The sequence below is a fragment of the Paraburkholderia lebeckiae genome (assembly GCF_050436225.1).
In the GTDB taxonomy this organism is placed as follows: Bacteria; Pseudomonadota; Gammaproteobacteria; order Burkholderiales; family Burkholderiaceae; genus Paraburkholderia; species Paraburkholderia tuberum.
The window spans coordinates 1,464,856-1,490,951 of sequence record NZ_JBNDLU010000002.1; the positions used below are offsets into that span (position 1 = coordinate 1,464,856).

A 26,096-nucleotide genomic window follows, 5' to 3' on the forward strand; every position below is an offset into this window, starting at 1 on the left:
CGGAAGAGGCACAGGAGACCCCGTCGACGGTTGCGCAGCGGCGCGGGCGCACGGGGCGACTGAGCAGGTTGATGGCGCGAAGGAACCGTGACAGCCCTCGTCAGTACCGGTGAAAAAGACGTCGAACGCGCGGTCCGCTCGGACGCGCGGCGGCAAACAGATTTTGTTTTCGGTCAAATAGAAGCGTTGAGCGAAATATGGGCCGATTGAATTAACAGGAGACTGATATGCGATCGTACGAAAAGTGTTACATAAACGGAGAATGGGTTTCTCCTCTTAGTCGCAAGGATTGGACGTTGGTCAACCCGGCTACCGAGGAGCCGTTCGCGACCGTTGCGCTGGCAGGAGCCGACGACGTCGACCTGGCTGTAAAGGCTGCACGGGCTGCCTTCAAGTCTTTCAGCAAAACGTCGCGGGCAGAGCGCATCGATTTGCTGGAACGGATCATTGACCGCTTTGTTAGCCGTGAAAACGAGCTCGCAGAAGTCGTAACGCTCGAACTAGGCACACCTGTCTCGCAGAAGATTCATGTCCCCGCAGCGCTTGGATCCTTCAAGCAGGCGTTGGCCACCCTCAGGGAATACGAGTTCGAGTACCGCCTCGGACCCAACACTGTTCGTCGCGAGCCGATCGGTGTTTGCGGACTCATCACTGCGTGGAACTGGCCGCTTCAGCTTCTTGCAACCAAGCTCGCTTATGCACTGGCGGCCGGTTGCACGGTGGTCCTGAAGCCGAGCGAATTCACGCCCCTCAGTGCGATTCACCTCACAGAGGTGCTTCATGACGCGGGCGTGCCCAAGGGTGTCTTCAACCTGGTGCTGGGTGACGGTCCGATTGTGGGCAACGCGATCAGCAAGCATATGGACATCGATATGGTCTCGTTCACTGGTTCGACGAGAGCCGGTGTGTTGATCGCTGAGGCGGCAGCTCCGTCGGTCAAGCGCGTTGCTCAGGAGTTGGGCGGGAAGTCCGCGAACGTGATTCTTGATGACGCGGACCTCAAGGCCGCAGCGAAATGGAACGTGGCTCGCGCTTTTTCGAACAGCGGTCAATCTTGCCACGCGCCGACGCGGATCCTGGTACATGAGAGCCAGGTCGAAGAAGTGTTGGCATTGCTCGAGCAGGAAGCGAAGGCGGTCAAAGTGGGGAACCCGCTCGACGCGCAGGTGACCATGGGCCCCGTGGTCAACAAGCTGCAGTTCGACCGAGTGCAGGAATACATTGAGATCGGCATTGGAGAGGGTGCCACCGTCCGCGTTGGCGGCGTCGGTCGACCGCAAGGACTGGAGCGTGGCTACTTCGTCAAGCCGACCATCTTCTCTAACGTGACGCCGAACATGCGCATCGCACAGGAAGAGATTTTCGGTCCAGTGCTCGCCGTTATTCCGTATCGCACCGAAGAAGAAGCCATTGAAATTGCAAATGGAACGCCTTACGGTTTGGGCGCATATGTCTTCTCGTCGAACCGGGAACGAGGCGTATCTGTGGGTTCCCAGCTTCAGGCAGGCCGTGTCTTCCTGAACGGTGCTGTGAGCAACACTGAGGCGCCGATGGGCGGTTACAAGCGCTCGGGAAATGGGCGCGAGATGGGTATCTTCGGCTTGGAGGAATACCTGGAGACGAAGGCGATGATTGGCTTTGATGAGGAGAAAGCGACTGCGGGGTGATTTGCGTTTCCAGCCGGCTAAGCTGCTTACCGTTGAGCGGGCCGGCTGTTCATCCAGGCTGTCGCCCTGTGCTGAAACACGCGGTATTTCGCCACCGTGGCTCCGTCGCACTGCTTGTGAGCGCGACCGGTCTAGCACCAACTTTGCCCAAATGTTTGTGTTGCATGCGTTAGGTCCACTTCGGTAATTTCGTGCCGTCTCGGGGGCGACGCGCAAACCGCCCCTGAATCCGGCTGTTCATGCGGCTGGCTACGTGCGTTACAGGTACGGCTTGAGCCAGTCGAGCCCTTCGGACGTGGCCGCCTTCGGCCGATATTCGCAGCCGATCCAGCCGTCGTAACCGAGCGAATCAATCAGGTCGAACAGATACGGATAGTTCAGCTCGCCGATATCAGGCTCGTGCCGCTCCGGCACGCCTGCAATCTGAATGTGTCCGATGCCCGCGTTCGGGCGCTTCATGTCGCGCTTCAGCTTGACCGCGACATCGCCTTCAACAACCTGGCAGTGGTAGATATCAAACTGCACCTTCAGATTCGGCGCGCCGATTTCATCGCAGATGGTCTGGGCGTCGTCCTGACGGTTCAGGAAGAACCCGGGAATATCGCGGGTGTTGATTGGTTCTATCACGACGGTGATGCCCGCGCCTTGCGCTTTCTTGGCAGCGTATTCGAGGTTTCTCAGATAGACGGCGCGATGCGCGTCCCTTGATTGGTCGGGCGCGATGAGGCCGGCCATCACGTGCAACTTGTTGTTGCCCAGGATAGCGGCGTACTCGAGCGCCTTTTGCACGCTTTGCCTGAATTCTTCCTCGCGGCCTGGCAGAGAGGCGATGCCGCGCTCGCCCGCTGCCCAATCGCCGGGCGGGGCGTTGAAAAGCGCTTGGACCAACCCGTTGTCGGTCAGTCGTTCTTTGATGTCTTTGGCTGCAAAGTCGTACGGAAAAAGGAATTCGACCGCTTTGAAGCCGTCTTTTGCAGCGGCGGCAAAGCGGTCCAAGAACGGGTGTGCCGTGTACATCATCGTCAGATTGGCGGCAAAGCGTGGCATGACCATTTTCTCCTTTGAGGCGTTCTGCCGCGTGCTTACCAGCGCGCGCCGAATGTCTTGCGTAAGTCATCTATCGCCTCGTCCGGCAAAGGCTCGGGCCTCGGCATCGTCGAGAGATAGAGTTGCGCCGTCTCTTCGAGTTCTTCCAGCGCATAGCTCGCCTGCGATACCGTCTTTTCCCACACTACCGGTCCGAGCCGTTCCAGCAGCACGGCGCGCACCTTCGACGCCAGTGCCGCCACTTCCTCCGCGACGGCGGGATCGCCCGGTCGGCGATAGCGGATCAGCGGCACATGGCCGACCTTCATCACGTAGTACGGCGTGATAGGCGGCAGCACGTCGCTGCTCTTCCACGCGCCAGCAAGCGTCAGCGCGACGAGATGCGTCGAATGGGTATGCACGACGCCGTGCGCATCCGGGTCGTTCTCGTAGATGCGCCGGTGCAGCGCAAGCGTCTTTGACGGGCGTCCGCCCGACACGTGGTTGCCCGGCAGGTCGACCTTCGCGATGTCATTCGGGTCGAGACGGCCCAGGCACGTGTCGGTCGGCGTGATGAGCCAGCCGTCGTTGAGCCGCGCGCTGATGTTGCCCGCGCTGCCGACCGTACACCGGCGCTCGTAAAGGTTCTTGCCAATGACACAAATCTCCTCGCGGATCCGGCTTTCGTGCCACGCCATTACTTCCCCCCGTTAAGCGCCTTCAGCGCCTTGGCGAAGAAATCGACCGTTCCGAAATTGCCGGACTTCAGCGCCAGTCCAAGCGGAAATCCGTCCTCGGCGCCGATAGATTGCGTCGCCGGTACGCCGGGGTCTATCTGCGGCCCGATGCGCAGCGAGCGCACATTGAGCGCCTGCACGACGGCGCCTGACGTCTCGCCGCCAGCAACGACGAATTTGCGCACGCCGACATCGCGCAGGTTGCGTGCGATAGAGGCGAGTGCGTCCTCCACGAGGTGTCCCGCTTTCTCAGCGCCCAGTTCCTTCTGCACTGCCTTCACCTCGTCGGGCGACGACGTGGCGTAAATCAGCACGGTTCGATCGTGGCTGCGCGCGAATTCAACGGCGTTCTCGACGACCGGTTCGCCGCGAGACAACGCAATCGGGTCGATGCGGAAGCTCGGCCTTGAGGCGCGCCACTCTGTCACCTGTGCGTTGGTGGCCTTGGACGCGCTGCCCGCTAGCACGACCGCCTTGCCCTCGATTTTCGGCAGGTCGTCGGCGTGTCCCGCGTACACGAGCAGATCCGCCGAGTGGAAGTTCTGCGGCAGACCGAGCGCGATGCCCGAGCCGCCTGTGACCAGCGTGAGATCGCGGCACGCTTTACCCAGCGTGTACAGATCGGCGTCGGACATGGCGTCGGCGATGGCAAGCCGTACGCCACCTTCCTTCAATTCCTCGATGCGTGCGCGGATTGCATCGGCGCCCTTGGCGATGGTGTCGTAGCGGATCAAGCCGACCTTCGATTTCGTCTGACGCTGCAGCACGCTCACGAGGTTGGGATCGGTCATTGGCGTGAGCGGATGGTTCTCCATGCCCGATTTGTTCAGCAGCACGTCACCGACGAACAGGTTGCCGCGAAAGATCGTACGGCCGTTCTCGGGAAACGCAGGGCAGGCGATTGCGAAATCGTCCTCGCGTCTGGAAGATAAGGCGTCGAGCAGCGCATCCGCGACCGGGCCGATGTTGCCTTTGTCCGTGGAATCGAACGTCGAGCAATACTTGAAGAAGAACTGGCGGCAGCCCTGCGCACGTAGCCATTCAAGCGCCTTCAGCGACTGGCGCACAGCGTCATCGGCGGGAATCGTGCGTGACTTCAGCGCGACGACGAGCGCATCGGCGTCGATGGACGTGCCCGCAGCGGGCACGCCGATGGTCTGAACCGTGCGCATGCCGCCGCGCACGAGCATGCTGGCGAGATCGGTCGCGCCGGTGAAATCGTCTGCAATGCAGCCGAGGAGTGCCTGCGCCATTACTTCGCTCCCTTCGGGACCTTATTCCCGGAAAAATTTATAGACCGCACAGCTGCGCCGGCCGCCGCGGCCAGCGGCGAGCTTGCATCACGAATAGCTGATGCGCCGCTGCTGACAGCAGCAATCGTGTCGTGACCCGCGAGCTAGCTGAAGCACGCGCCCTGCGTTTCGCTCGAGCGCGTACATCCGGTTCGCACAGCACGCGGGAGGGCTCGCAACGCCGGCTTTGACGGCGTGAGAGTTCGAGATAGGGTTCGCAGGCAGCTTTGGCACGATCCGTCTTGTTTGCCACGCGATGTTCTCGTTCGGATAACAAATTCAGAGGTGTGGTGCTACCGGACGGTCGCGGCGACGTCTTAAAGTGTCTCGTTGACACAGGAGCCGGTGTCACAATCTGTGTGACCGCGCGAGGTTCGGAGCGTGCGCGCAGCCGGTTTTCTCTACTAGGTTGCCGATGTCGACTGCATCATTAACGCGCACCCGGTGCCGGCAAACCCGAATCAATCTCCCAGATCTCGGCCAGTCTATCGACAGTGACCGACTCGCCAAGCCGATTCGAAGCAGCATCCAGGGTGGAGCGCGCCATTGTTGCGATGAGCATCGGTGCTCCATAACGCATAGCTACCACCGATGCCTTCGTCAGGTCGTTTGCCCAGCTGCCTAGGGTGACATTGGCCGTTCGCTCGTTCGCTGCGAGAGCCGGAAGAACCCGTGCGGACGCGCTGTTGTAACCGGAACTCTTGTTCAATACAATCGCCATGTCAGCGATCGTGAGCCCGTTCCTGGCACCCATCGCAGCGCATTCATAGGTAATGAGACGGTTACATGCAGCAATTGCCGCAACGACCAGGCGCATGGCGTGACCGCTACCTGCGTCGCCGCAGGGGATGACTTTCGGGCAGACCGCTTCAAGAATGCTTCGCACCGAATCGAGGACGGTTGCCGACCCTCCGAAGAAGATGGCCGATGCCTCCGAAACTGCTGCGGTGTCTTCCGTGTGTAGAGGCGCATCGACGAGAGTGATTCCGACTTCACTCAACTGCTTGGCGAGCGACCTGGTATCGTCGGGATCGCCTTGGCTCATGTCGATAAGAATTCTATTTACTGCGGAGCCTGCCTTGAGCCAATCCGGGCTTCGAAGCAATGCCTCTCTCACCTCGTCGGAGTCTATGCACAGGACGACGAGGTCCGCGCCTTTCGCCAGACTGGTAGTGTTGTCTACCTGTTCTGCGCCGTCGCAACGCAGAGAACCGTTGTCGGTGTCGAGAATGCGAACAGAGTGCGATTTCGCCAATTGGCGAGCTACAAACGAGGCGGTCTCACCGCTTCCTGCCAGTCCAATCATAGTCATTCTGCCTCCCGGAACCCTGCGTTCGTCGCCGCATCGACAAACTTTGTGTCGGCCATCGACTCGATGACGCCAATCATTTGCTCGAGTTGCGCGTCCTTACCTAGCGAATTCAGTCCAATCTGCAGGATCGACCGCGCCGCGCCCCCGATCGGCATTGGGACCCGCTGCTCTGCGGCCAATCCGATTGCTTGATGGATGTCTTTGACCTGGAGGGCGAGCCAGAACTTAGTGGACTGGCGACCTTGAGCGATCGCGGGCAACATGCCCTGCGAGGTGTAATTTCGTGCCGTCGTGGCGTTGATCGCCTCCGTCATAACTTCGAGGGGAAGACCGAATTTCCGTCCCATCGCGACAACTTCAAGTGTTGCGAGACGGCAGCTGACATTCATCATGTTGTTCACGGTCTTCATCGTCTGACCGTTGCCGACGCGTCCTCCGCAATGGAAGACGTTGGGACTGATTGACTGCAAGATCGGCAAAGCCTTCTGAAAAGCTTCCTGGGGACCGGATGCAATGATTGAGATGGTCCCGGCAATGGCCGTGGCCATCGCCCCGGAGACAGGAGCATCAAACAGTGGAACGCCCATCTCTTCAAGCCGTCGGGCGAACCCCCTCGTCTCCGCTGGAACGCCGCTAGTTTGGTCGACGACTATCTTGCCGGAAGAAAGCCCCTGCGCCACACCGTTCGGGCCGAAGAGTACCGCTTCAACGTCCGAGCTTCTGGGCAGACAAAGCAACACCACGTCGCTGTTACGCGCGAGCTCCGCAGGTGTCACCGCCGCTGTCGCGCCGAGTTCGACGAAGGCATCCACAGCCTTTTGATTCAGGTCGAACACGCTCAATGGAAACTTGCCGATCAGATGACGGGCGAGCGCGCCACCCATGGCGCCCAACCCGATATACCCGACTCGCATGTATCTCCTCCTTGCTTCTACTGCCGATGCTGTCCTCGGCGGACTGTCGCACTAAAAAGCGACGTTACGCTATCGTGCGCTTTGCAGCGGTGTACGTCGAGTCGCATTTTCTCCGCATACCGGTAAGCCGCACTTACCAGGGCAGCGTGCAGGGCCCTTTGTCGAGATTGGCGCCGCCTTCTAAAGGCGTCCGAGTCGCGTGAGCGCAGCGGCAGGAGTCTGGCGCCCGTTGCAACCTGTCGCTGTTCTGGGCGTGACGGGAGGCATAGTTGCCATATAACGCGTCGGACAGGTGCCATACAGGGGGCAGAAAAAAGCCCGCAGAACTGCGGGACAACCTGGAGACGGGACGATTCATCGATGATGGTCGGCTCTCAGACGTTAGCCTTCTAACGCTGGAGAAATGGATTGACTGGCGGCTTTTCGGACGTCGAAAGAAAGACACTTTTCGTTTCGAGAAACTCGTGAACGGCTTCTACCCCGTTCTCACGGCCGAGGCCCGACATTTTCATCCCGCCGAACGGCATCATGAAGCTGTATGCCCGATATGTATTGACCCAGACGGTTCCGGCTTTGAGTGCCTTCGTCATGCGCATCGCTCGACCGATGCTCCCAGTCCAGACGCCAGCGACAAGACCGTATATGACGCCATTGCCTAATTCGACAGCGTGTTGCTCGTCGTCAAAGCCGATGATAGAGAGCACGGGACCAAAGACTTCCTCTTGCGCGATGCGCATGGCATTAGTCACATCAGTGAAGATAGTGGGCTCAACGAATTGGCCGCCCGTTAGTCCGGGGCCAACAGCCGGCTTGCCGCCGAGGATACAACGAGCGCCGTCGGCTGTTGCGATTTCAATGTAGTCCAGCACTTTGGCGTATTGCGAGGGCGTAGTGATTGGGCCCACGTTCGTCGTCGGCTGCATCGGGTCGCCAAGCCGCACGTCTCGCGCAAGGGCGACCAGTCGCTCAGTGAAGTTCTCCTTGATTGAGTTCTGCACGAGAAGCCGGGAGCCGGCAATGCACATCTGGCCTGCGGCCCCAAAAATTCCTGATACGACGCCGACCGCTGCAGAGTCAAGATCCGCATCCTCGAAAACGATATTCGGCGACTTGCCTCCCAATTCCATCGCGACGCGCTTCATCCCCCGCGCTGCAGTTTCATAAATTCGTGCGCCGGTAACGTCTGACCCGGTGAAGGTGATTTTGGCGACGTCCTTGTGCTCGACCAGCGCAGCGCCGACTTCGTTGCCATAGCCCGTGACGACATTCAAAACCCCGTCGGGGAGTCCCGCTTCCCTAGTGAGAGCCGCAAATTCGAGCGAGCTTGCTGACGCGAACTCCGAAGGCTTGACAACGACCGCGCACCCGGCTGCCAGCGCGGGAGCGCACTTCAGAGACAGGAATTGAAGTGGGGAATTCCACGCTGTCAGCGCTGCTACCACGCCCACCGGCTCATGCGTGGTGAAAGCGAAGACGTCCGCTTTTTCCACCGGCATGACCGCGCCTTCAATCTTGTCGGCCAGTCCGCCGTAGTAGTACCAGTACTCAGGGATCGTCTTGAGTTGACCCTGCATTTCCGTGAGGACTTTGCCGTTGTCCCGGGTCTCTATCTCGGCCAGGTTGCTGGCATTCTGAACGACGAGGTCGCCGATGCGCCGCATCACCTTGCCGCGCTCGGTGGCAGTCATCTTGCCCCACGGACCATCGTCCATTGCGCGCTTGGCAGCCTCGACTGCGCGCGCCGAATCTTCGGCGGTACTGCGGGGAATTCGTGCCCACGACTCGCCGGTGTACGGATTGACGGTGTCGATCCACTCGCCTTTCGCCGGGTCTTCGGGTTTCCCGTCGATCCAGAGTTGATACTTCTTCATCCGTCTATCTCCACGGGTCAGCTTTCGCATCAGACGCCGCTTCACCTGGTCACAGCGCGGACGGAACTCATGGAGTTCGGTGGGTACGCGGCGAACTGGTCTTGCTGGGCGTCGGATGTACGAGTTTGGCGATGCACGTATGAACGTGCTTTGTGAGGAACGCGTCGCTATTGGGATTTTCTATAGGACTTGCGTCAGAGTCGAGTCGGATTTGCTTCTCGAAAGGAAAGTTGGGCTAACCGATATCGGGACGCTGCGGAAAGAACTAAGTATCAGTACCGCGCGGCTCGCTGCCCAATGCCGCGAGGCGACGTTGAGGCATTCCTGCTGCAATCTACTGCGCTTTTCTCACCCGCGAGGCTGAAGCCGTCTGCCGCTACTTGTCAGCATAGCGGAGAGAACGAGACGAGCGGCGCAGCCGATAAATCCCGCCCCGATAGAGTAGCGGCCGGGCCGCGTACTGACTGGCTCAGCTCCCACCATTGGATAGCTGAATCGACGCAACCATCAAGCTGCCGTTGCCCTCCGGCTTGTCCGTTACACCGTTCGAAAGCCAGGTTGGCCGCCATTGCACGGGAGCGCATCGTTGTTTCCCCCCGTGGGACAGGAATGACGTTCGGGTTCTGCCCCGATACTTCCGAGCAATGGAAGCCTACGCCGGCACTTTGAGTGAAGCCATGTCAATCACGAAGCGATAGCGCACATCGGCTCGCTCCATCCGTTCCCATGCTTCGTTAATCTGGTCCATGCGAATCATCTCGCAGTCCGGGAGGATGTTCTTGCGCCCGCAGAAGTCGAGCATCTCCTGAGTTTCCGGGATGCCCCCAATTGGCGAGCCAGCGATGCGTCGACGACCGACAATGAGCGGAACCGTGGTCGGTTCGGCAAGCGGGCCCACCTGACCGACCAGAACGATAGTGCCGTCTACGTCGAGCAGCGGCAGGTACGGATTCAGGTCATGACGAACCGGAATTGTGTCGATGATAAGGTCGAAACTGGATGCGGCTTTTTCCATTGCTGCGTTGTCGGTGGAGAGCAAAAGCGCGTCGGCTCCAAGTTTCCTGGCATCGGCGGCCTTGTCAGGCGTGCGGCTCACGACCGTCACGGTCGCACCGAGAGCCGACGCGAGCTTGACCGCCATATGTCCGAGGCCGCCCAGACCGATGACGCCGACCCGGCTGCCGGGACCCACCGTCCATGTGCGCAAGGGGGAGTACGTAGTGATGCCCGCGCAGAGCAGTGGGGCGACGCGGGATAGATCAAGACTATCAGGCACGCGAAGCACGAAGTCCTCGCGGACCACGACATGTTTCGAATAACCTCCCTTCGTCGGCTCATTCGTAACGCGATCGAATCCGCAGTACGTTTGCGTATTTCCTTCACGACACAGCTGCTCCAATCCCTTGCGGCATTGGTCACAAGTCATGCAGCTATCCACCATACAGCCGACCGCGACGTGGTCACCAACCTTGTAGCGCTTGGCCTGCGGCGCCACATCAATGACGCGGCCTACAATCTCGTGACCTGGCACCAGCGGATAGTTGGACCAGCCCCAGTCGTTACGAGCCTGATGCAGGTCCGAGTGACAGACTCCACAGTAGAGGATCTCAATAGCAACATCGTTGAAGCGCAGTTCGCGTCGTTCGAAGTCGTAGGGTTCGAGAGGCGATTTCGGGGTTTGAACAGCGTAGCCTCGGGTCTTCATCTTGAATCCTCTTGAGAAGAATGAGAGAAAGTAGAATCGTGCAGCAATTGGCTTGCGTGCGGATATGGACGTCTAGCACTTCGAGGACCTGGCGTCGTTCGCGGACGTCGACCGTTCGAATGCCGGAATAGCAGATTGTATGAAATGACCAGAGGAATTAGGCGGCACCTGGCGCATAGTCCTATGTCCTGTGCTCACGAGTCCCATGCAACCCACGAGATAGCGCTGAACAGCAAGCCGCTCTCCCTTGGGCGCCGGCCTCTCGGGCCGCCAGTGATGAGAACTCGAGACAAAGAGCGCAGCATAGCGGATTGACGCATCAGCGCGTTTTGTCCCGTGGCGACGTAGGTGGCCGCGCACGCCAAGTGAGGCATCGTTCCCGCAGGACGTCGATGGCGCGCGCGGTGGTCTGACGCTTATAGGCCCGCTGTCTGTCCGCCATCGACCACGACAGCGTGGCCAATTGCAAATCCGGCTACGTCGGAGCACAGCCAGAGGACCGTGTTGGCAATCTCCTCCGGCCGGCCGAGGCGACCAATCGGCTCTTGCGCGATCATCCGCTTGCGGTTTTCTTCGGTACCTTGGGTGAAACGACCGATCATCGGCGTATCGATGATGCCCGGACACACAGCATTGATGCGGACGCCGTCCTTCGCGTACTCAAGAGCGGCGGACTTCGTCAGGCCGATAACGCCATGCTTAGCGGCACAGTAGGCACCCTGACCACGGATGCCAACAACGCCCGCGCCAGAGGACGTGTTCACGATTGAACCACCGCCGTTCTTGAGCATAATCGGAATCTGATACTTCATGCAGTAAAAGACGCCGCCGAGATTGACGCGCAGATTGCGTTCGAACACCTCGTCACTAATGTCGGCTGTGTAGGCGAGCGATTGCTCGATGCCCGCGTTGTTGAAAGCGAAGTCGAGTCGACCGAACTTATCGATGGTCGCGGCAAGAGCCGCCTGAACATCTTCCGGCTTCGAGACGTCGCATCTCACAGGAAGTGCGCGCACGCCTTGCTGCTCGACCATCCGTGCAGTCGCGTTGGCACCTTCTTCCGACAGGTCCACCACGACGACATCCGCACCCTCCTGCGCAAAAGCTAACGCCGTTGCTTGCCCGATCCCGTTTGCTGCGCCGGTAACGAAAGCCACTTTGCCTTCATAGTTCCACTTGCGATGAGTCGTCATTGATTCCTATCTCCATTAAGTTGCGCGCCTGGAAGGGCAGGCAATGTTCTCCATAACTTGTGCTAAATGAGCTGTCGCGTTGCGCCGACAGGTTCGGCCGAGAGGGACTGAGACTGGTGCTCAATGCGAACCCGGAAACGTGGCGGTTGTTCACGGCGCTGGTTGAGGCGCTGAGCGAATGGCTATATTTTCCAAAGTTTGTGCCCGCGCGCTGTACTCTAGGCGGCTAATTCGGCCTTGTAGATAGCACTGCATGGCTGTCGCGCTTGCAGTTGTTCATCTGTTCCAAGGTACACGCAGCAAAACAGCATGTTTCCGTTACTCCCGCCGATTGCGCACGAAACGGCATTCCCTTCGAATTTAATGCGGTCTGTGATCTCGCCGCCCTCGAGTACACGGATGAACTCACCCGTGTTATAGCAACCTGTCCAGATGGCTCCGTGCTTGTCCACGCAGATTCCATCAGGCTGCCTGCCGTCCAGATCGGCGAAAAGGCGGCGATTAGATAACTCGCCATTTACGGACCTGTCATAGGCGGTTAGCTTCCCGCGCCATGTCTCAGCTACGACCAGCGTGCGTCCGTCATCCTTGATTACCGTTCCGTTGGGGAATTCAAGTCCAGCGGCGGCCACCCGAATAGAACCGTCGGGCTCAACGACGTGCATCTCGGTCACTTCTATCGGCGCTCCGCCGAAGAGGTCATACCCGAAGTTGCCTACATAAACTCGACCCACGTCATCTACGACGAGGTCGTTGAGGTCGCCAGCTGCCACATCAGTCAGGTCTGCGTAGACAGATAAGGCGCCCTCGGACACCTTCATCAGTTTTTTCTCGGCGCAGGACACGACAATGGGAGTTTTGTCCGGCAGAAAGCCGATTCCGGCTGGCCGGCCGGGCACGTTGCAGACCACGCTACGGATGCCGTCTTCAGAAACGGTATAGAGCGTGAAATCAAAGACGTCCGAGACCCAAAGGCGATTGTCGTGCCACCGAGGCGCCTCCAAGAAAACGAAGCCGTCAGCGACGAGCGTCGCCTGATGCTCTTTCATGAATATTCTCTTGTAATGGAAATGACGCTGTGAAGTGTCTCCTTCCCAATTAGCTTATTGCTTGGACCGTCGTTAGGTCTAGTTCGTTTTTGTTGCCGCGACGGTAAGCTAGGCTGACAACGGCCTCGAGGGAAGATCGGGAGTTCTGCCGATGGAAGCCAAAAAACTTATCTAAGTAGCTCACGGGATGGCTTTGACCGCATCAAGACCAGCAATCAATAGGTCAGAACCGGGAAGGCCGCGACCGCTTTCGTAATACGCCGACCTGTCGACCGGTTTCGTATGTGCCTTCGCCGCGCTCGATAGCCCGCGCGACGCTATTTTCCCTTCTTTAAAACGTGAATCTTGTTGCTCTCTACCCAACCGTCAGTCTTCTCGAGGTAAGCGGCCACGTGCGCGGAGTTGCAGTGCGCGTTAAAAGTTTCCTCATTCTCCCACCGCTCGATGAAGACGAAGCAACGGGGTTCCTGGATATCGCAAAACATATCGTATTGAAGCATTCCCTTCTCTTTGTGGGTGGGTTCAAGCAAGCCGTGAAGTGCCTCTGCCAGTTTCTTCTGACACCCGGGCTTTGCAACCGAGATGGCAATTGCGGATACCTCGGCCATACTGTTCTCCTATCGATATGAAAAAAGAAAGGCGAGGATATACGCGGGAGCTTGATAAAGAAAGGGTTCTTGACCAGCCCGTGTCAGACGACGCGGCATGCCGAGCGGAAAAGGTAGGGTCCCAGGATTGGGTTTTACCCTTAAGTGGGACGTGTCTCAAACGGCCCGCCAACCCACTGCCGGCGGCCAGAAGGCGCTGTGAAGGGCCACTACAGGCAGTTCCAGAGAAAAGCGGATGCGCGTTTAGAGTTGCTTACCTTTAAGACCAGAAAAACCAACTAGCCTAACCGTCGACACCGAAATAACCTTGAACAAACGGAGACACCCACTTCCTGGATCAGTAGCTCATCGGCATGGACATCTACGATTACATCATCATCGGAGCCGGATCGGCCGGCTGCGCACTCGCTCGGGGCCTCAGCGACAACCCTGATAACAAGGTGTTGCTGTTGGAAGCTGGGCCGCCCGCTGACAAATTCTGGGTCAATACTCCTGCCGGTATGGCAAAGCTGTACTTCCACAAAGAACTGAACTGGAATTACTTCACGGACCCGATGCCCGCACTTCGCAATCGGAAGATGTACTGGCCTCGCGGCAAGACCCTGGGCGGCTCCAGTTCGATCAATGGGATGATTTTCATTCGCGGCCACCGCAACGATTTCGATAGCTGGAGAGACCTCGGGAACCCTGGCTGGGGCTATGACGATCTCTTGCCGTACTTCAAGAAGATGGAGCACAACGAACGGGGTGCAGACGATTATCGTGGCACTGGTGGTCCGTTGTGGGTCAGCGATCCGGTACCGAAAGTCCACAGCTCGCATGATTTCATCAAAGCTACAGAGCGTTTGGGCATTCCTCGCACGGAAGATGTCAACGGCGCGGTACACGACGGCGTCGGGTTCATGCAGCACACGATTCGTGGGGGACGCCGCTGCTCCGCCTACACCGCATTCGTCGAACCGATTCGCAACCGACCGAACCTTACCGTTATGACCGGTGCTGCAGTGCAGCGCATCGTGTTGAAGGGCAACGTTGCAACAGGCGTAGAAGTTCTCATCAACGGAGAACGTCGGACCTTTGATGCAGCCAGGGAAGTAATCTTGTCGGCCGGATCGCTCAATTCTCCGCAAGTGCTCATGCTCTCCGGCATTGGACCGGGCGACGAACTGCAACGGCACGGCATCAGGACTCTTGTTGAACTGCCAGGAGTAGGGCTCAATCTGCAAGATCATTTCTACGTGCATGGAAGCTATCGCTCCACCCCAGATAGTTCCTACAACCAGGAGTTGGGGGGCATCCGGAAGTATCTCGAAGGGGCGCGTTATCTGTTGACCCACAAGGGTTATCTGGCGCTCGGCTCGTCTCAGGTTGGGGCCTTCGTGAAAAGCCGTGCGGAAGAACCTTACGCAGATCTGCAGATCAGTTTCAGGCCGATGACCTTCACTTACCACCCAGGCGGTGAGTGCGAAGTTGAACGCGAACCTGGCATGGGCGTCTCCGTTTATCTTTTGCGTCCGCGTGCCACGGGGACCGTGACGTTACGTTCTTCGAATCCGGCAGACCCGGCAGTCTTCAAACCGAACTTCCTCACTAACGACGATGACAATCGGGCAATGATTGCGGGCGTGAAGCTGATCCGGCAAATCATGTCGACAGAGCCCATTGCGTCGCGCGTCATCGAAGAACAAATTCCTGGTCCTCTGGTGGAGACGGACCAGCAGATTTTCGACTGGATGGAGATGACTGGGAATTCAGCGCACCACCAGGCCGGCACCTGCAAAATGGGACGCGACAAGCTCTCGGTAGTGGATGAGCGTTTGCGCGTGCGAGGTGTCGAGCGTTTGCGCGTGGCTGACGCTTCCATCATGCCACATCTCACATCCGGCAACACGAATGCTCCGACGATCATGATCGGCGTGAAGGCGGCGGACATGATTTTGAACGACGCGGTCCCTCGTCGCGTCACCGGTGAGGCGGCAGCGCCCGCCCGGTGTGCCACGAACAAGAGCGTGTCCGTGGGCAACTAAATGAGCGTCGGCTGACGGTAGATAGATAACATTGCGGCCGCGAGCATGCGCGCGGTGCGCTTGGTCAACTTAAGCGAACAGGGATGTCATTGATGTCAACTGCAAGTCATCAGAGCGCTGAAAACAAGGTGCAAGCGGAATACTCTCGCGTTGGCCTTTACATTGACGGTGAGTGGATCTACGACCGGGAAACGGCAGTCGAAGTGAGAAACCCGGCCACCGAAGAAGTATTGGGTAAAGTGCCGAAGGCGACCAGCGACGACCTCGCGCGTGCTTTGGACGCAGCGGCGCGAGGGTTCATGGCTTGGCGTGATACACCGCCTCAGCAACGCGTCAAGGTCATTCAGAAAGCCACGGCGCTGATGCGCGAGCGACTGGAACTTATCGCTACGACGATCACGCTGGAAAATGGAAAGCTCTATTCCGACGCATATGCGGAGGCCGACCGCTCGATGAATTTCTTCGAGTGGAACGCGGCTCAGTCACTGCGTGATTACGGGTTGATCATTCCCGGCGAATCGCAAATGCAGAAGTTCATTCTGCGACAGCCGATTGGCCCGGTGGCAGCCTTCACACCGTGGAACGTGCCTATCAGTTCTGCAGCGCGCAAGGTAAGTGCGGCGCTATCGGCGGGGTGCTCCGTCATCCTGAAAGCAGCGGAGGAAACGCCTGCTACCGCGTGCCTCCTCGTGAAGGCCTTTGAGGACGCAGGTCTTCCGCCCGGCGTGTTGAATCTCGTGTTTGGCAACCCAGCGGAAATCTCGTCGACGCTCATTGCTTCTCCTGTGATTCGGCTGGTGACGTTCACCGGCTCAGTTGGGGTCGGAAAGCATCTGACGCAATTGGCGGCGGCGGCGATGAAGCCCGTCCTCATGGAGTTGGGCGGACATGCTCCGGTACTCGTGTGCGAAGGCGTAGACGGTGCTGCCGTCGGACGATTGGCTGCGCGAGGCAAGACGAACGCCAGCGGCCAGATCTGCGCATCTCCCTCCCGATTTATCGTTCATAGCAGTGTGTACGACGATTTCGTGGCCGCATTCGCTGGTGCGGTGGGAGAGGTGCGAGTTGGCGACGGGTTCAGCAAGACCGCGCAAATGGGTCCTGTTGCAAGTGCGCGCCGACTTTCCGCTATGCAGGCGCTTGTCGCAGACGCCAGGCAGCGCGGCGCCCGAGTTGCCGCCGGGGGCGCCCGTATCGGAGATCGGGGCTATTTCTTCGAACCGACGGTACTGGCTGACGTACCCGTTGACGCTGATGCGATGACTGTCGAGCCTTTCGGTCCTCTCGCCGCATGCGTGCGAGTAGACGACCTGGGCGAGGCTATTGCGCTTGCAAACAGCCTGTCGGTCGGCCTGTCGGCGTACGCATTCACCAACTCCTTGCAGGACGCTGAGCAAATCAGCCGCGAGCTCGAGTGTGGCGTCTTGTCCATCAACCACTTCGGCACGCCTGACGCGGATACGCCTTTCGGCGGAGTCAAGGACAGTGGAATCGGACGGGAAGGGGGGCCGTGGACGTTGGACGCATACATGGTCACAAAGACGGTGTTGCAAAAGACGGTACGTATCTGACGCAGCTTTAAAAAAGACTCGTTCAAAACGAGCACAAAACTGCTGGACCAGCTAAAAAACATATTGGAGACGAAGCGATGAACGCGTTTAGACGGCATCTTCTGGGCTTGGGAGCGGCAGGCCTGTTAATAGCGTCGGCCGGCGTGGCGGGAGCGAAGGAAATCACGGTCGGTTACGTCGCGGCAGGCCTTCAGTACCCGTTTAATGTGGCTGTCGCAAAAGGATTCGAGGATGCCGCTAAAGCGGCGGGCGCGAAGGCCATTATCCTCGACCCGAAAACCAGCGTCGAAAAGCAGGGGAACGCAATTGACGACCTGATCTCGCAGAAAGTGGATGGAATTGCGTTCCTTCCGCTCGATGGTGTCGTCGCGCAAAGTTGGGCAGATCGCGTTGCCGCGCACGGAATCCCGATCGTCTCCGTTGCAACTGAGCTGGGTGACCCTCAGAAACGTGCAATCAAGGATGTCTACCCGAAGCTCACTGCGCTTGTCGCAAGCGATGAGGTGCATACCGGCTATAACGCTGGGGAAATAGCTGCGAAGCTGCTTCCCAAGGGCCGTGTTGCCAACATTGCAATCGTGGAAGGGGCACCCGGCTACCCACAGGTCTGGCAGCGCACAAAGGGCTTCGAGGAGGGCTTGGATAAAGCAGGAGCGAAGTATCGCATCGTCGCCTCGCAGCCTACGGACTGGACCGCCGAAAAGGGCGAGGCCGTCTGTCAAAACATCCTGAGCGCTCATCCGGATGTCGACCTCTTCTACAACCAGGCCGACGACATGGTCATCGGTTGCGCCCGCGCCGTACATGCAGCTGGCTCGAACGCAAAACTCGTCGGTTGGGGCGGCTCGCGGCTTGGAATCAACGCGATCAAAACGGGTGACGTCGACGGCACGGTCTGTGTCGCACCCGAGAAAATGGGCCAGCAAGCATTCAAGGCACTCTACGCTGCTGTGACGAACCCGCAGACGCCAAAGGGCAAGTTCATCGCGATCGACACACCTGGCGTAACAAAAGGAAACATATCAAGTTGCATCCCCCAGTGGTGAGAGTGACTCCGGCATCTTAACCATCGCCTTCGGGCGGTCGGTTCGAGAAAAACAGCGGGGCACACAGAGACCCGGCCGCATGACTCGTACAAGCAAGCTTGGACAGATCTGCGGCCAACAATGAAACTAAATATGGAGACAGTCATGAAGAAGTGTTTCAGGAAACTGGCATTGGTTGGCGTGGCCGCCGCTGTGGCGCTTGTGACAGATGCCGCCATGGCCAAGGACATCACGCTCGGCTACGTCGCCGCAGGCATGCAGTATCCCTTCAATGTCGCGGCAGCGAAAGGGTTTGAGGCGGCGGCGAAGGCGGCGGGCGTCAAAACGATTGTGCTTGACGCTAAAACGAGTGTCGAAAGACAGGGAAATGCCGTTGACGACCTCATCGCTCAGAAGGTCGACGGGATCGCGGTTCTGCCAATTGACGCGGTGGTTGCCCAATCTTGGGTTGACCGTGCCGCGTCACACAACATCCCGTTTGTAGCAGTCGCGACCCAGATCGGTGATCCGCAAAAGCATGCAATCAAAGACGTTTACCCGAAGCTAAGCGCACTAGTCGCAAGCGATGAGGTTCACGCCGGATACGACGCGGCTCAGATCGCAGCAACCTTGCTTCCCAAGGATCGCACCGCGAATATCGCGATTGTCGAGGGAGCGCCTGGCTATCCGACGGTCTGGCAGGTGACAAAAGGTTTCAAGGAAGGCCTTGATAAGGCGGGCATCAAGTATCGAATCGTCGCCTCGCAACCCACCGACTGGACTCCTGAGAAAGGGGAGTCTGTGTGCCAGAACATTCTGTCTGCGCACCCGGACGTTGATCTTTTCTTCAATCAGGCCGACGACATGGTCATCGGCTGCGCTCGAGCGGTGCGCGCGGCGGGTTCCCACGCAAAACTCGTCAGCCGAGGCGGGTCGCGGCTTGGCATAAACGCCATTAAGGCCGGCGACGTCGATGGTACGGTCTGCATCCAACCCGGAAAAATGGGCGCGCTGGCCTTCAAGGCGCTGTATGCGGCGGTGACTAACCCCGGCGCGCCCAAAGCACAGTTCGTCGATGTTGACACTCCTCAAGTCACGAAAGTCAGCCTGTCCCAATGCGTGCCTGAGTGGTAAGCAAGGCTGAGGTCAACTGAAGTAGGAGGAGGCAGCCAAATGGAAAATGGAATCCCGCTCTTGCAGCTGCAGGGCGTGACAAAAACGTTCCCGAATGGTCTGACCGCGCTGCGCGGGGTCAACCTGAACGTCTCGCGCGGCACGGTTCATGGGCTGCTCGGCGCGAACGGAGCTGGCAAATCGACGCTAATCAAGATCCTTTCGGGCTCACTTCCGGCTACCGGCGGACGAATTGTCTGGAAGGGGTCTGCAGTCGAATACTCGAGTCCGAAAGCGGCGAACGACATGGGGATTGCTACGATTCATCAGCATATTCCCCTGGTGCCGACGCTTTCCATACTCGAGAACGTATTCCTGGGCGAGGAAAGCCGGTGGCGCCGTAGCACGACCATTCGGAAGCGGTTCTCCGATCTATGTGGGCGAGTCGGGTATTGGCTCCATCCAGACGGGCTCGTGAGCGACCTGTCCATTGGCCAACGCCAGATGGTCGCGATTCTGCAGGCGCTTGGCACGGGAGCCGACCTGATTGTGATGGACGAGCCGACGGCGTCCCTCGCGGCAAGTGAACGCGAGGTTGTCTATCAGATCGTCCGGCACCTTTCGCGCGTTGAGGATAAAGCAATTCTGTTCGTGTCGCACTTTCTGGACGAGGTCATGGCGCTCACAGACCGAGTCACCATCCTGCGTGATGGGCAAGCAGTCGTTGATGCAGAGACCAGTGAACTCGACGAGTCGCGTCTCGCAGAAGCTATCGTTGGCCGGCAGATCGTCGCACTTGAACGAGCGACAACGCAGCCGGTCGATTTGAGTGCCCCTGTATTGCTGGAGCTCAAAGACGTCGCGTCTCCCGGCAAACTCGAAACTATCTCGTTGAAAGTACGTGCGGGCGAGGTCGTTGGAATCGCGGGGCTGCTTGGGTCGGGTCGTAGTGAGCTTCTGCATGCGATTTTTGGTGCCGACCCAGATGCCACGGGTGACGTTCTAGTCGAGGGCCGACCGATTCGGAGGTCGACGGCTGCAGCCGTGAAGGCAGGACTCGGTTTGGTTCCTGAAGACCGTATGAAACAAGGTCTCGTCCCCGGGTTCGAAATTTGGCGCAACACAACCCTTCCGGCCCTGGACAGCGTCTCGCGAGGCCGCTGGCTGCCGGACCCGGCGCGAGAGCGCCAGCGTGGCGCCGAGGCCATCCGTCACCTGTCGATCAAGGCGAATTCGCCGGACATCCTCGTGACCGAGCTCAGCGGCGGCAATGCGCAGAAGGTAACCATTGCCAAGTGGCTTTTCAGCGATGTGAAGGTGTTCTTGTTAGACGAGCCGACCGCCGGCATCGACATCGGAGCGAAGACGGACGTTCTGCTGCTCGTGCGCGAGTTGGCTGCAGCGGGCAAGGCGGTCATCATCGTTTCGTCCGAATTCGAGGAGATCCTCGCAGTGAGCAGTCGAATCCTGGTTATGCGCGACGGCTGTTGCATCGCTGAGCGCGCTGGCCACGAGACGTCCGAGCATGAACTGGTGTTGTTGACGGGCGGCAAGAGTGCGAACCCGGCTAGCGAGCAACACGCAGGCGCGCAATCTTGAAAGAGAGAGTAATGATGAACCTGACGACTTCAACCCATTCCGGACCGTCTAGTGGCGGCAATGAATCCCCGGGCGGCCCGACGGACGGCGTTTCTCAAATGCCACAGGGACAAATGACTGATTGGCGGCGATTGCTTAGTCTTCGCGAGATGGGCGTTTACTATGCGCTTATCTTGCTGGTACTGATTATCTCCGGTGTCACAGCCTTTACCGGCAGGCCCAGTTACCTGAGCGCGGTGAACATTTCGAACGTCCTCTATCAGTCGTCACTGGTCGCCATCATCGCGGTCGCGATGACAGTGATCCTGATTACTGGCAACTTCGACCTTTCGGTCGCGTCCGTGGCGGCTCTTTCGGCAGCGGTGCTCGTGGGTCTGGCAGATTCGCTCGGGTTCTGGCCGGCAGCGCTCGTTGCGATGCTTGTCTCGATCCTGGCTGGCCTGTTGAACGGCGCGATCGTCCAGTACCTGGGAATCAATGCGTTCATTGTTACGTTGGGAACGTTGACCGCGATCCGTGGCGTGGTTCAGATCTACACCGATGGCCGGTCTTTGTCGGTTGATACGCCCGAGGCGTTGCAGGCTATGCGGACGTTCGAATCGGGCCGCCTGCCAGTCGCCATTCCGCTCATCCTCATTGGCGCGGCGCTGTTGCTGGCGGGTTGCTGGTTTCTGCTGCGAGCACGTCGCGAAGCACGCAATATCCCTGCGACATCTCTTGGCATGATCGTCGGCGGTGTCTGCTGCTTCGCTCTTGTGGGGGCGGGCGGGCTGTCATTGGCGATGCCGAAACCCGTCGTGTATATGGCGGTTTTTACGATGATTGTCTGGTTTGTCTTGAGCTTGACGACCATCGGTCGGCGCGTCTACGCGGTAGGCGGCAATCCCGAGGCGGCCCGCTTGTCCGGGATCAACGTGAAGCGATACAAGATGGCCGGCTTCATCCTGTGTAGTGCGGCAGCGGGTTTTGGCGGAATCCTGTTCGGCAGTCGACTTGGTGCCGTCAATCCTACTGCAATGCAAGGCGCGGAACTTACCGTTATCGCCTCGGCGATTCTCGGCGGGACTTCGCTGTTTGGCGGCGCTGGTTCCGTTATCAAAACCCTTGCAGGCGCGCTGCTCCTGTTCACGCTGACGAACGGGTTCAACATCCTCAATCTGGGTGCGAACTATCAGGGCGTCATCGAGGGAACGGTTGTTGTCACGGCGGCCGCCATCTATACAGTCGGCGGATCACGCCGGCGTAAGCGCTAACATTTACATGATAGGACGATGCGGTGTGGTTTGACCGCAAAGGTCGACAGACGGCACGTCGAGTTCTCGAGTACTGGAAGTCAGGGAATGTGCGGACCCAGCTCACATCGACGCGTATCAACCCGATCGAACCCGTCCTGCATCGCGCCCTGTTCAGGAGAGGCTCATGGCCAGTCATGATTTCAGCGGACCCGGTGTCCTGACGGCAGCTGACAGGGAAATCATTTCACAGGGGCTCAACGCGCTGTTACGCGAACGGTCCCTGGCCTACGAAATCGCAGTGAAAGTGGCGCTTTCCCGTGGCCACGCTCACCCCGACGTGGGTGACTTCGGGCTACCTCACATCCTTCGTCTGAGTCGAATGATTTAGCGGGGCGCCGGTGCGGAGCCCGGCTTACGTGGCGGTTCTCAGTGAATTGCTGCGCCTCGGCGTGTGGCCGGCGGGTTTTCGCACTGTGCAGGCAATGGCTTGCTGCTGGTTGTGCCAATACAAAGCTTGTATGGAGGAGTGACGTGGCAAAGCAAAGTACGGTTCGAACGCTCTCAGCCGGTTCCATCGGCAATTTTGGAGAAATCTACGACTTCGCAGTTTTCGGATTCTCCGTGCCGATTCTTGCGGCCCATTTCTTCCCTGGTAGCGACCGTACCGCAGCGCTTCTAAGTACCTTCGCTGTCTACGCCGTAGCTTTCTTCGCCCGGCCGGTGGGGGGATTGATGTTTGGCGTGATCGCGGACAAAATCGGGCGCGTAAAGGTCATGGCGACGACTGTCTGGCTGATGGCGCTTGGGACCGCCGTAATCGGCCTTCTGCCGACTTACGGCAGGATTGGAATTGCCGCCCCCGTTCTTCTCGTCGTGTGCCGGATTGCTCAAGGCCTTGCGCTTGGTGGTGAGACGACGGGCACCACCAGCTTCATCCTCGAGTCAGCACCGGATGACCGTAGAGGCGGCTGGATTGGTTTGACCTTGATCTTTTCGCATCTACCCAATGCTCTGGTCGCTGGACTCCTGATTGGCCTTCAGCTTGCGGCAGGTGAGACCGCGTATGCCGACTGGGTCTGGCGCGTCCCATTCCTTGCCGGTGGACTTATCGGTATCGTTGGCTTCTGGCTGCGGCGCAATCTCGACGAGCCGGATGAATTCAAGCAGGCAACCCGCAAGACGCATTCGAAGAATCCCCTTCGTACAGCGATCCGGGAAGGGGGTCTGAAGGGCATGCTGAACGTAGCGATGATTCAGCCGATTCAGACCGTGGGCTCGTATCTGCTGCTGGGATTCATGTACACGTTTCTCGTTCGTGTGGCGAAGCTCGACCCGACATCCGCGCTTTTCACGAACGCCGCCTCGGTCGTTGTGCTGTCGTTCATGATTCCGCTCGGAGGAATGTTGAGCGACCGGTTCGGTCGTAAGCCGATACTCACTTTCGGGGCAGGATGGTTGGCTTTTGCTGCCTATCCTGGCGTTTATCTGGCGGCAACGGGTACGATTACGGGCGCGCTTCTTGGCCAACTCCTGCTGGTTGTTGGAGTCGGGCTGTATGGAGGTGCATGCTTCGTCGCCGCGCCCGAGTTTTTCCCGACGTCATTCCGCGCGACGGGACACGCGATTTCCTATCAAGTAACCGTGGCAGTGTTCGGAGGGACGACGCCTCTGATCGGGACACTTCTGGTCCAGGCGTTTGGGTCGCCGCTTGCCCCTGCTTATTACGTTGCGGCAGTCGCGGTTGCTTGTCTCATCTTGACTCAGTTCGTGCCCGAGACGAAAGGCGTGAGTTTGCGTACCGCCACCAGTTCGACGTCCGGTGAGCGCTCCACTGGCGCCGTACATGAAGCGAGATAAATTCCGTCCGGCACGCGCTTCGCTCGAAGTGAAGCGGGCTCCGGCCCATCCCGGATTTTGGCGTTTTCCACGTCTATCGGCGGCAGAGCTGGAGCCAGTTCGACTGCGCGTGGACAGCGTTTTCGAGCAGCGTTTAAGCGTCGAGACGGTAGACTCTGATGGCATTGTCGCGAAAGATTTTGCGCCGGTCAGCATTCGGAAGTAGCTGAGTCGCATGGTCGACAACGTCGACCCATTCCCGGTAGCTCGCGGCCAGTTCAAGCACCGGCCAGTCTCCGCCGAAAAGCACGCGGTCGACACCGAAGTATTCGATGACGTGGTGAATGAACGGTAGCACCTGTTCGGCATTCCAGGTCGCATGGTCTGCCTGCGTCAGCAAGCCGGAGACCTTGCACACAACGTTCGGCAACGCTGCCAACTGCCGAATCTGTCTGCGCCAGAAATCTAGCCGGCAACTATCTTTGATCTCCGGTTTGCCCATGTGATCCAGAACGAACGAGACCGAAGGGCATCGTTCGACCATCTCGATGGTATGGTCGAACTGGTGCGGATCAATGCAGATATCAAAGGAAAGGTCGTACTTCGGCAGCAGGTTGATGGCATCCAGAAAGTCGCGATGCAAGATGGTTGCTGAGTCTTGCATGTTCTGAATGAGGCGTCTCACGCCGCGTACTCGATGCAGGCTTGCAATCCGAGCCATTTCAGGCTCGATGGCGAGTCCTTTCTCGAGCGGCAGGCTGGCGACACACGCCATGATTCGAGAGTCGTTCTCCGCACTCGACGCTACCCATTCTGCCTCATCGACATACTGCGGCATGTCGACATCCGCTTCGATGAAGACGAATCCCTGAACGTGATAAGGCGTGGAGTAGGTTGACAGGTCGTCTACCGTCCAATTGCGTTGGAGTTTCGTCGCGCCGGTCGCCCACGAAGAGCCGCTAGACCAGGAGTAGCCGAAACGCTGGCGATCGAGCAGATGAATATGGGAGTCGATGATAGGGAAATTAATCATTTGAACACTCGTCCCGATGAAGGCAGCCGCGCCGTGCCACTACTCAGCAGTGAGCAGGTCGCGCATCCCGCGTACGAAAGCGTAGCAGAGGCTACGAGCGGGATTGATTAATAAATATGAACCACTCTCAACATCTGTTGAGCTAAGGACTGTCGTCACCGCTTTTTGCAGCGCGCACTGGCGGCTTGGTCGTGTTCTCTGAAACGCACCTGGTCAAGAATCATGGACCGCTGTCGAGTGTAAAAAATCGCCTCACTGACCGAGATCGTCTTTACCTGCCAGCCAGGCAATCAAATGCTCACGGAAACCCTGGGCGGCTGGGGATACAGTGCGGGCCGAGGAGTGATAGAAGCAGACCTGGCGCGTCACCGCGGGTTGAACAATCGGACGCATCACGAGGCCGAACCGCCGCCCAAGGAGACCGACATAGGCAGGTGCAATCACCAACCCGAGCCCCTCTGCAGCCATGCCGAGTGCGGTGCTGATGTTGTCGACGATGTCGACAGGCGTAATCCGGTCGTTCTCGTGATATTCGCCGTGCGTCAGCGATATCGTGCGTTCGTAATCCCGCCCGGCAACAACCAGTGGGCAGTGTCTCAGTTCAGCCCATGAAATCTCTCTGCGTTCGACCATGGGGTGAGTCGGATCGAACCATACAACCCATGGGCTTTTGAAAAGGTCCAAACGCGTGACGCCTTCGCTTACTGTCTGATCGGGACCAACAGCCAGGTCCACTGCGGCGCTGTTGACCATATCAATGAGACTTTCTACTGACGTGTCCCGGATACGGACGAGAACCTTGGGTTGGCGGTTTGTGTACGCCTTCACTGCGGCAGGCAGAACCGTACTCGCCAGAACGAGAGGTGCTGCAACGCGGACGATACCGGCCGCGCGATTGCGAATGTCGTCTACTGCTGCTTGCGCAAGCTCCATGTGCGTCAGCACGCTCCTGGCAGAAGGATGAAATTCCCGTCCAGCTGGCGATAGGGAAACGCTGCGCGTCGTACGGTCGAAGAGCCGAAATCCGATTGAAGACTCCAATTCACTGACGAGTTGACTCACCGCCGACGCAGACAGACTTAGCCGCTCTCCTGCTTTGGCGAAACTTCTGACATCAGCAACCGCAATGAAGGCGCACAGTTGTCTTGGCGTAAATCGTGGAGATGGCATGGTGCAATCGATGCGTTGGCGATTACTAAGCGATTCTTAAGAATACTTCACGATTGATCGCTTGTTCATCCGTGTATCTACTATCAGACTGATACTCAGTTGAATTTTCCTGA

At 58.6% G+C, this 26,096-nt stretch carries 21 protein-coding genes; 9 read left to right on the forward strand and 12 right to left on the reverse strand.

Annotated elements, in window-relative coordinates; genetic code table 11:
- Nucleotides 1-227: 227 nt before the first annotated feature.
- The gene (locus OKW45_RS21445; RefSeq protein WP_429470931.1) at nt 228-1,667 is read left to right on the forward strand and encodes an aldehyde dehydrogenase family protein; all 1,440 of its coding nucleotides are present in this window, start codon (nt 228-230) and stop codon (nt 1,665-1,667) included.
- A gap of 258 nt (nt 1,668-1,925) precedes the next feature.
- Here OKW45_RS21445 and otnI read toward each other — a convergent pair whose 3' ends face one another.
- The 10 genes from otnI to OKW45_RS21495 all read right to left on the reverse strand — a co-directional run bounded on the left by otnI (nt 1,926) and on the right by OKW45_RS21495 (nt 13,374).
- Nucleotides 1,926-2,714 (reverse strand): 2-oxo-tetronate isomerase, encoded by a 789-nt coding sequence (otnI, locus tag OKW45_RS21450; protein WP_429470933.1) that lies wholly within the window; start codon nt 2,712-2,714, stop codon nt 1,926-1,928.
- Nucleotides 2,715-2,749: 35 nt separating this feature from the next.
- Entirely contained in the window at nt 2,750-3,391 is a 642-nt protein-coding gene (gene otnC, locus OKW45_RS21455) for a 3-oxo-tetronate 4-phosphate decarboxylase (RefSeq protein WP_090812227.1), read from the reverse strand.
- Nucleotides 3,391-4,683 carry a 3-oxo-tetronate kinase gene (otnK, locus tag OKW45_RS21460; RefSeq protein ID WP_429470935.1) on the reverse strand — a complete coding sequence of 431 codons (1,293 nt, stop codon included), beginning with the start codon at nt 4,681-4,683 and terminating at the stop codon, nt 3,391-3,393. Before otnK ends, otnC begins: the two co-directional genes overlap by 1 nt.
- 469 nt (nt 4,684-5,152) lie before the next feature.
- Nucleotides 5,153-6,034 (reverse strand): NAD(P)-dependent oxidoreductase, encoded by an 882-nt coding sequence (locus OKW45_RS21465; RefSeq protein WP_429470937.1) that lies wholly within the window; start codon nt 6,032-6,034, stop codon nt 5,153-5,155.
- On the reverse strand, nt 6,031-6,948 hold the full coding sequence (locus OKW45_RS21470) for an NAD(P)-dependent oxidoreductase (RefSeq protein ID WP_429470939.1): 918 nt from the start codon (nt 6,946-6,948) through the stop codon (nt 6,031-6,033). The genes OKW45_RS21465 and OKW45_RS21470 overlap by 4 nt, the downstream gene beginning before the upstream one ends.
- 389 nt (nt 6,949-7,337) lie before the next feature.
- Nucleotides 7,338-8,819 (reverse strand): aldehyde dehydrogenase, encoded by a 1,482-nt coding sequence (locus tag OKW45_RS21475; protein WP_429470941.1) that lies wholly within the window; start codon nt 8,817-8,819, stop codon nt 7,338-7,340.
- Between the two features lie 652 nt (nt 8,820-9,471).
- The gene (locus tag OKW45_RS21480) at nt 9,472-10,524 is read right to left on the reverse strand and encodes an NAD(P)-dependent alcohol dehydrogenase (protein ID WP_429470943.1); all 1,053 of its coding nucleotides are present in this window, start codon (nt 10,522-10,524) and stop codon (nt 9,472-9,474) included.
- 416 nt (nt 10,525-10,940) lie between these two features.
- Complete coding sequence (locus tag OKW45_RS21485) at nt 10,941-11,717, reverse strand: glucose 1-dehydrogenase (protein WP_429470944.1); 777 nt, start codon at nt 11,715-11,717, stop codon at nt 10,941-10,943.
- 218 nt (nt 11,718-11,935) lie between these two features.
- Entirely contained in the window at nt 11,936-12,766 is an 831-nt protein-coding gene (locus OKW45_RS21490; RefSeq protein WP_429470946.1) for an SMP-30/gluconolactonase/LRE family protein, read from the reverse strand.
- Between the two features lie 317 nt (nt 12,767-13,083).
- On the reverse strand, nt 13,084-13,374 hold the full coding sequence (locus tag OKW45_RS21495) for a putative quinol monooxygenase (RefSeq protein ID WP_429470948.1): 291 nt from the start codon (nt 13,372-13,374) through the stop codon (nt 13,084-13,086).
- A 353-nt stretch (nt 13,375-13,727) separates the two neighbouring features.
- On the opposite strand from OKW45_RS21495, the gene OKW45_RS21500 reads away from it, so the two are divergent.
- The 8 genes from OKW45_RS21500 (at nt 13,728) to OKW45_RS21535 (ending at nt 23,801) form a co-directional block, all read left to right on the forward strand.
- Complete coding sequence (locus OKW45_RS21500) at nt 13,728-15,401, forward strand: GMC family oxidoreductase (RefSeq protein WP_429470950.1); 1,674 nt, start codon at nt 13,728-13,730, stop codon at nt 15,399-15,401.
- 92 nt (nt 15,402-15,493) lie between these two features.
- The gene (locus tag OKW45_RS21505; RefSeq protein WP_429470952.1) at nt 15,494-16,972 is read left to right on the forward strand and encodes an NAD-dependent succinate-semialdehyde dehydrogenase; all 1,479 of its coding nucleotides are present in this window, start codon (nt 15,494-15,496) and stop codon (nt 16,970-16,972) included.
- 77 nt (nt 16,973-17,049) lie between these two features.
- Nucleotides 17,050-18,018: a sugar ABC transporter substrate-binding protein gene (locus tag OKW45_RS21510; RefSeq protein ID WP_429470954.1), complete on the forward strand. Its 969-nt coding sequence runs from the start codon at nt 17,050-17,052 to the stop codon at nt 18,016-18,018.
- A gap of 144 nt (nt 18,019-18,162) precedes the next feature.
- Entirely contained in the window at nt 18,163-19,131 is a 969-nt protein-coding gene (locus OKW45_RS21515; RefSeq protein ID WP_429470956.1) for a sugar ABC transporter substrate-binding protein, read from the forward strand.
- A 39-nt stretch (nt 19,132-19,170) separates the two neighbouring features.
- Nucleotides 19,171-20,709, forward strand: coding sequence for a sugar ABC transporter ATP-binding protein (locus OKW45_RS21520; protein ID WP_429470958.1), 1,539 nt, complete (start codon nt 19,171-19,173; stop codon nt 20,707-20,709).
- 11 nt (nt 20,710-20,720) lie between these two features.
- A complete protein-coding gene (locus OKW45_RS21525) occupies nt 20,721-21,962 on the forward strand; it encodes an ABC transporter permease subunit (RefSeq protein WP_429470959.1) in 1,242 nt (413 codons plus the stop codon).
- A gap of 166 nt (nt 21,963-22,128) precedes the next feature.
- Nucleotides 22,129-22,332, forward strand: coding sequence for a hypothetical protein (locus tag OKW45_RS21530; protein ID WP_429470961.1), 204 nt, complete (start codon nt 22,129-22,131; stop codon nt 22,330-22,332).
- Between the two features lie 143 nt (nt 22,333-22,475).
- Nucleotides 22,476-23,801 carry an MFS transporter gene (locus tag OKW45_RS21535; protein WP_429470963.1) on the forward strand — a complete coding sequence of 442 codons (1,326 nt, stop codon included), beginning with the start codon at nt 22,476-22,478 and terminating at the stop codon, nt 23,799-23,801.
- A 133-nt stretch (nt 23,802-23,934) separates the two neighbouring features.
- Here the strand turns inward: OKW45_RS21535 and OKW45_RS21540 are convergent, their stop codons facing one another.
- Together OKW45_RS21540 and OKW45_RS21545 are read right to left on the reverse strand one after the other, a co-directional pair.
- Nucleotides 23,935-24,813: an amidohydrolase family protein gene (locus tag OKW45_RS21540; protein WP_429470964.1), complete on the reverse strand. Its 879-nt coding sequence runs from the start codon at nt 24,811-24,813 to the stop codon at nt 23,935-23,937.
- A gap of 252 nt (nt 24,814-25,065) precedes the next feature.
- Nucleotides 25,066-25,983 (reverse strand): LysR family transcriptional regulator, encoded by a 918-nt coding sequence (locus OKW45_RS21545; protein ID WP_429470966.1) that lies wholly within the window; start codon nt 25,981-25,983, stop codon nt 25,066-25,068.
- Nucleotides 25,984-26,096 lie beyond the last annotated feature (113 nt).